The organism is Janibacter limosus NBRC 16128, assembly GCF_001570985.1.
In the GTDB taxonomy this organism is placed as follows: Bacteria; Actinomycetota; Actinomycetes; order Actinomycetales; family Dermatophilaceae; genus Janibacter; species Janibacter limosus.
This window is the reverse complement of the sequence record NZ_BCSS01000075.1, coordinates 1-5,934: the sequence shown is the minus strand read 5'-3', so window position 1 is coordinate 5,934 and position 5,934 is coordinate 1. Positions and strand designations below refer to the sequence as shown.

The window sequence follows — 5,934 nt, the reverse complement described above, 5'->3', positions numbered from 1 at the left end:
GGCTCGCCCGGACGCTACCCGCCGGTCCCCGTGCCATGCATCGGAAGGCACCTCGGTGTGCACTTCCCGTTGCGTGCTGTGGCTCACTGTGCTTGTCTTTAGGCATCGTGTCGGCTCGAGACCGTGGCTGGCGTCTTCTTCGTGTGAAGAGAGGCCGCAGCATGTCTGAAGTCAGCTCCGAAGAGCGCAGGGCAACCCACGGGGACAGGGACCAGCACGCAGCGCGGATCCTCGGCCAAGCTCTGCGCGAGAGCGACCCCGCCGAGGCGGCCCGGCTGCGTGAGCAGGTCGTGGTCGACAACCAGGGTCTGGCCGTTGGTCTGGCCTCCCGGTTTGCCGGGCGAGGCATCGAGCTCGACGACCTCGTCCAGGTGGCCATGCTCGGTCTCGTCCAGGCGGCTCGCCGCTACGACCCCGAGCGCGGGTTCGGCTTCACCGCTTTTGCGGCGCCGACCATCTCGGGGGAGCTCAAGAGGTGCTTTCGCGACCAAGGCTGGGCGGTACGCCCGCCGCGCGGGCTGCAGGAGCTGCACCAGCGGGTGCGGGAGACGACGACCACTCTGCAGCAGCGCCTCCACCGTGAGCCGACGATCGCCGAGGTCGCCGACGAAGGGGGGATCTCCCCTGAGGAGGTGCGCGAGGCGCGGGCTGCGGGGGAGCGTTACCGCTCCACGTCCTTGGACCAGCCGGCCGCGGACGGGACCGGGCCCTCCCTGGGTGACGTCCTGGCGGACGCCGGCGAGGACCCGTACGACAAGAGCATCACCCTCATCTCCCTCCGCGCCGCGATGGAGGAGGAGCTCGACGAGCGGGAGCGGCAGATCATCAGCCTCCGCTTCGGTGGAGACATGACCCAGCGGCAGATCGGTGAGCGCATCGGCGTCAGCCAGATGCAGGTCTCCAGGATCATCAGCTCGATCTGCTCCCGTCTGCGGGCGCGCATCGAGGCATGACGGCAGGCCGGCGAGCTCCGGCTCACCAGGTCCACGTGAAGCCGAAGGCGCCCGGACCGGCGTCCTCCATCACGAGCGAGGCCCGGTTGGCGTCGTCGAGCTCGACGTCCCCGAGCGGCACGAAGTCCTGGCCGGGGGCGCGCTCCAACCGGGTGACCCGTGCGGGCGCGACCTCGAACTCCACCGAGACGATGACCGAGCGTGCTGTGTGGGGCGGCCCCCAGACGAACCCGTCGGAGTCGGCCAGCCCGCGACCGGGCTCGCCGCGGTCGAGGATCTCGTACGCGTAGGCGTGCGGCTCTCCCTTCGCCAGCTGGCGCGGGAGCACGACCTCGAAGACGGCGACATTGCTCTCTGCGAAGTCCCAGCGATTGCCAAGACGACATCCGAGGAGTGGCACGAACTCCAGATCCTCGGCCCGTGTCCCCGCGTCCCCGCTCTGGACGTTGAAGACGCGGTCGAGCCGGTCCTCGACGGCGACGACCGCCGAGTGGCACGCGGTGTGGACGAGGCGGCGGCCCGCCGACACCCGGGTGCGCCACACCTGGCTGATGACGCGATAGCTGCCCAGGGCTGATCGGGTGAGCGCATCGATCTGCTCCACCTCGCTCAGGTTGGGGTCGACCAGGAGCTCGTCGAAGCCGGCCTGCGGTGGCGTGGCCCAGGCATGCATGAACTCGGCCTGGGCCTGGGGGCCCAGCTGGAGAGCGAGGACGAGCTGCTGCAGGGTCGCGATCTGCGGGGTGAGGATCTCGCCGCGCTCGAGGCCGCGGATCGTGCGCACGCTGACCCCCGACAGGCGACTGAGTTCGCCCTGAGTGCGGCCGCTCTCCCGGCGGAGCCGGTGCAACCAGGTGCCGCCGGGGGACTGCCTCATGCCAACACCTTGCCTGAACACACTCGCTTCGTCATGTCGTGCCCCGTCGATGGCGGAGAGGGGCCGCCCTCGACGAGGACGGCCCCCGTGTCCCTCGACCCCCGGAGCTCGCGAGGTCAAGGTATGGCGGCAGAGCGTCCGGGGGCCAGAGGTTCAGGGGACTGTTGCCGCTGACTTGCCGCCTGCTGCGTCCGCCTATGCTCCCCCTGTGGAGTTCGCGCACTTCGGGTCGACGACGTGGTCAGACCCGGTCGAGGTCAGCCATGACCCGGCCGACCTCGAGTCCGGGTGCTGGGCCGTGGTGCTCGACTTCGAGGGTGCGCTCACAGCCGTCCGCTTCGCCCGACGCACCGAAGGCGGAGCCGCACCCGGCGACCCGTCTCGCTGGCAACCCGTCACCGACTGGACCTCGTCGCTGGACCGTGCGGCCTATGTCGCAGGAGTGGAGGAGGTCCGCGCACGGATCGCTGCCGGGACCGTCTACCAGGTCAACCTCACGACCATGCTGCAGGCGCCGTTGCCCGAGCACGCCCGGCTGCCCGATCTGGCCGCGGTCCTCGCGCAGGGCAACCCCGCTCCCTTCGCCGGCGTCGTGCACGTGCCCTCAGCCGGGGTGGACGTGGTGACCGCCTCGCCCGAGCGGTACCTGACGCGTACCGGTGACCGGCTGCTGTCCAGCCCCATCAAGGGAACGGCACCGACCATCTCGCAGATGCTGGCCAAGGACGTCGCGGAGAACGTCATGATCGTCGACCTCGTGCGCAACGACCTGCAGCGCGTCTGCGAGCCCGGCAGCGTCGTCGTCGAGCGTCTGTGCGGCCCGGAGGAGCACCCCGGTCTCGTCCACCTGGTGAGTGACGTGGCCGGCACGCTGCGGCGCGGTACGACCTGGGCCGACGTGCTGTCCGCCTGCCATCCACCCGGATCGGTCAGCGGTGCACCGAAGTCCAGCGCGCTGACCGTCATCGCTGACCTCGAGCCCGTGCCGCGCGGGCCGTACTGCGGGGCCGTCGGCTGGATCGACGCCGATCATCCGCAGGGGCCGCGCGGGGAACTCGCCGTGGGGATCCGCACGTTCTACGCGACGGTGGATCCCGACGGGGTGCGCCGGCTGCGCTTCGGGACCGGAGCGGGCATCACGTGGGCATCGGACCCCGAGGGGGAGTGGGCTGAGTGCGAGCTCAAGGCACGCACCCTCGTCGGGCTGGCATCTGGAAGAGTGGGGACATGAGCAACGAGGTCAGGGTCTGGGTCAACGGATCACTCGTGGGGGCGGACGAGCCAGCGCTCGCGGCGCTCGACCACGGCATCACGGTCGGCGACGGTGCGTTCGAGACGTGCAAGATCGTCGACGGCGAGGTCTTCGCCGCCGACCGGCACATCGCCCGCATGGACCGCACGCTCGCCGGCCTGGGCCTGCCGCCCGTCGAGCGGGAGCGGCTGCAGCAGGGCATCGACGCCGTGCTGGCAGCGGGCCAGATGATCAGCTTCGGACGCCTGCGCTACACCATCACCGGCGGGCCGGGGCCGCTCGGCTCCGACCGTGGTGACCAAGGACAGACCTACATCGTGACGGCCACCGAGGTCGCCCCCTTCGCCGACACCACCGCGGTCGCCACCGTGCCGTGGACGCGCAACTCGCGGGCCGCGACAGCGGGGTTGAAGACGACGTCCTACGCGGACAACGTGATCGCCCTGGCGCACGCCAAGGCCAAGGGCGGGAGCGAGGCGATCTTCGCCAACGACCGTGACGAGCTGTGCGAGGGGACCGGCAGCAACATCTTCGTCGTCGTCGACGGTGTGCTGCGCACCCCGCCGCTCGAGAGCGCCTGCCTTGCCGGGGTCACCCGCGAGCTGGCCATCGAGTATGCGCGCGAGGTGGGCATCGACGTGGTCGAGGAGACCATGCCCTTCACCGTGCTCGAGAGCGTCGAGGAGGCCTTCCTCACGAGCAGCACGCGTGATGTCCAGCCGATCCACGCCATCGACGGCCGACAGCTGGAGGCGCCCGGACCGATCACGGCTCGAGTGAGCGAAGCCTTCGCCAAGGCGTCCTCCGCGGACCTCAATCCCTGAGCGCCGTGGTGACCACAATGGGGGACGTGGACGTGGACACCAGCGCCAAGTGCGCCGGCCGGGGCAAGGACGAGCAGGGGCACCGTCGCTCCTACCGGGACATCCGTCGGGAGCAGCACGCGATCGTGCGCCAGGAGCTGCTCGACCGTTTCGGCGAGGACGGCAAGATCGATGCGCACGAGGACCCCATCGCGTGGCGCCGGACGATCCGCACCAACCCGGTGACCGGACCGCTCTACCGTGTCGTCATCGCCATCCTGGGGCTGGTGCTCATCATCGCGGGCATCCCGATGGTGCCGCTCATCGGCCCTGGGTGGGCCGTCATCTTCATCGGGCTCTTCCTGTGGAGCACCGAGTTCCTCTGGGCCCGCCGGGTGACCCAGTTCGTCAAGGCCGAGGTCAAGGCCTTCGACCAGTTCGTGCGGGCGCTGCCGTGGAAGGCGAAGATCCCGATGCTGCTGCTCTCCGCGGCCTTCGGCTGGTTCTGCTTCTGGGTCGCGCTGCTCATCACGGGGGTGCCTGGGTGGACGCCGGACCAGGTGGAGGGCCTGCTGCTGCAGGTCCCGGGGTTGAGCGCTGCCTGAGGTGTGCGACGGCCCTCGAGGCCCAGAGCCTGCCTGCCGAAGGGAGCCGATTGGCACCTTGAGGAGGGCGCCGGGTACTCTGCTCTGGTTGCTCGGCCGGGACGCTGGCCCGGGGAGCACCACGGACGTATAGCTCAGTTGGTTAGAGCGTTCGCTTCACACGCGAAAGGTCAGGGGTTCGAGTCCCTTTACGTCCACCACCAGCCCTGTCTCCGCCACGGAGGCAGGGCTTCGTCGTTGCCTGCCCACGTCCACATCCCTGGTGTGTGTCCTGCTGCCCGGGCCGCAGGACGGCACGGTGGCTCGGGTGCGTTGTCGGACCTCGGTGCCAGGCTGGCGTTGTCGGGACGGAGGATGAGGGCGAAGTCGTCCTCCACACCCTCTTCTCCTCTTCGAACATATGTACTAATATGGACGTAGCGAAGGGAGGCGCGATGACCGATCAGGGGACCTGCTGCACGATGGATGAGTTGATGCTCGGGGACGCGCTGCCTGACCGCTTGGCTGCGTCCTTGAAGGTGTTGTCCGCGGCTCGCGCGGAGGGTTTGAGCGAGGCGGAGCTGTTGGAGGTTGTCTCTGTGTTGGAGGCGACGAAGGGGGCGGCTGCGGCGTTGCAGGCTCGGGCGACGGCTCGTTTTGTCGAGGATCGCGACGCCCGTGTTGCCGAGCAGGCGGTGGATGAAGAGATTTCGGCGCGTGAGGCGTCGTGTCGTCGGCGTGCGACACGGGCGGAGCTGGCGTTGGCTCGTCGGTGTGCGCCGGGGCAGGCGGATCGGCATGTGGGGTTGGCGAAGGGTTTGGTGCATGACCTGCCGCACACGTTGGCGGCGTTGACGTGTGGTGAGTTGAGTGAGTGGCGGGCGACGATCGTGGCTCGTGAGACCGCGTGTCTCAGTCATGAGGACCGTCTGGAGGCGGACCGCAGGCTGGCGGGGTGCCTGACGACGGTGAGTGACAAGGAGCTGGCGGCTGCGGCGCATCGGGCCACGGTGGATCTGGATGCGGAGGCGTTGGTGCGGCGTCGTCGCAGGGCGGCGGCTTCACGCAATGTCAGTGTCCGGCCGGCGCCGGATGGGATGGCGTGGTTGAGCATCCTGGGGCCACTGACGGACGTGGTCGGGGCGTTTGCTGCGTTGAAGCGCGCGGAGCAGTCCCGCTATGTCGCGACGGGAGACCCAGTGGTGGACGCGGCTCGGGTGGCGGATGAGCGGGGTCGGGGTGCGTGGATGGCGGACATGGCCTTGGAGCTGTTGTCGGGTCGGGCTGAGGGTCAGCCCCAGCCGGTCGAGGTCACCTTGGTGATGCGCGAGGAAGCGGTCGTGCCCACGGACGAGGAGCCCGGTGAGGGCGATGAGGTCGAGGTCCCGGGGTGGGGTGCGATGCCCGGCGCGATGGCTCGCGAGCACCTGCTGCGCCTGTGTGACGCCGGGACCGCGACGTGGTT

The 5,934-nt window shown here is 69.6% G+C and carries 6 protein-coding genes and 1 tRNA gene; 6 read left to right on the top strand and 1 reads right to left on the bottom strand.

The features are described 5' to 3' along the window. Positions 1–161: 161 nt before the first annotated feature. A complete protein-coding gene (locus tag JLI01S_RS16175; RefSeq protein WP_068266626.1) occupies positions 162–953 on the top strand; it encodes a sigma-70 family RNA polymerase sigma factor in 792 nt (263 codons plus the stop codon). Positions 954–975: 22 nt separating this feature from the next. Here JLI01S_RS16175 and JLI01S_RS16170 read toward each other — a convergent pair whose 3' ends face one another. Further along, complete coding sequence (locus JLI01S_RS16170; RefSeq protein ID WP_068266623.1) at positions 976–1,830, bottom strand: helix-turn-helix domain-containing protein; 855 nt, start codon at positions 1,828–1,830, stop codon at positions 976–978. A gap of 208 nt (positions 1,831–2,038) precedes the next feature. Between JLI01S_RS16170 and JLI01S_RS16165 the strand changes: the two genes are divergently transcribed. From JLI01S_RS16165 to JLI01S_RS16145, 5 genes are all read left to right on the top strand, one after another. Continuing rightward, positions 2,039–3,061, top strand: a complete 1,023-nt coding sequence (locus tag JLI01S_RS16165; RefSeq protein WP_068266620.1) for a chorismate-binding protein — start codon at positions 2,039–2,041, stop codon at positions 3,059–3,061. Beyond that, entirely contained in the window at positions 3,058–3,906 is an 849-nt protein-coding gene (locus JLI01S_RS16160; RefSeq protein ID WP_068266618.1) for an aminotransferase class IV, read from the top strand. Before JLI01S_RS16165 ends, JLI01S_RS16160 begins: the two co-directional genes overlap by 4 nt. A gap of 26 nt (positions 3,907–3,932) precedes the next feature. Continuing rightward, the gene (locus JLI01S_RS16155) at positions 3,933–4,490 is read left to right on the top strand and encodes a PGPGW domain-containing protein (protein WP_157075021.1); all 558 of its coding nucleotides are present in this window, start codon (positions 3,933–3,935) and stop codon (positions 4,488–4,490) included. A gap of 123 nt (positions 4,491–4,613) precedes the next feature. Continuing rightward, a tRNA-Val gene (locus JLI01S_RS16150) sits at positions 4,614–4,690 on the top strand. A gap of 234 nt (positions 4,691–4,924) precedes the next feature. Further along, positions 4,925–5,934, top strand: a 1,010-nt coding sequence (locus tag JLI01S_RS16145) for a DUF222 domain-containing protein (protein ID WP_169797354.1), incomplete at its 3' end; no start/stop codon positions are given.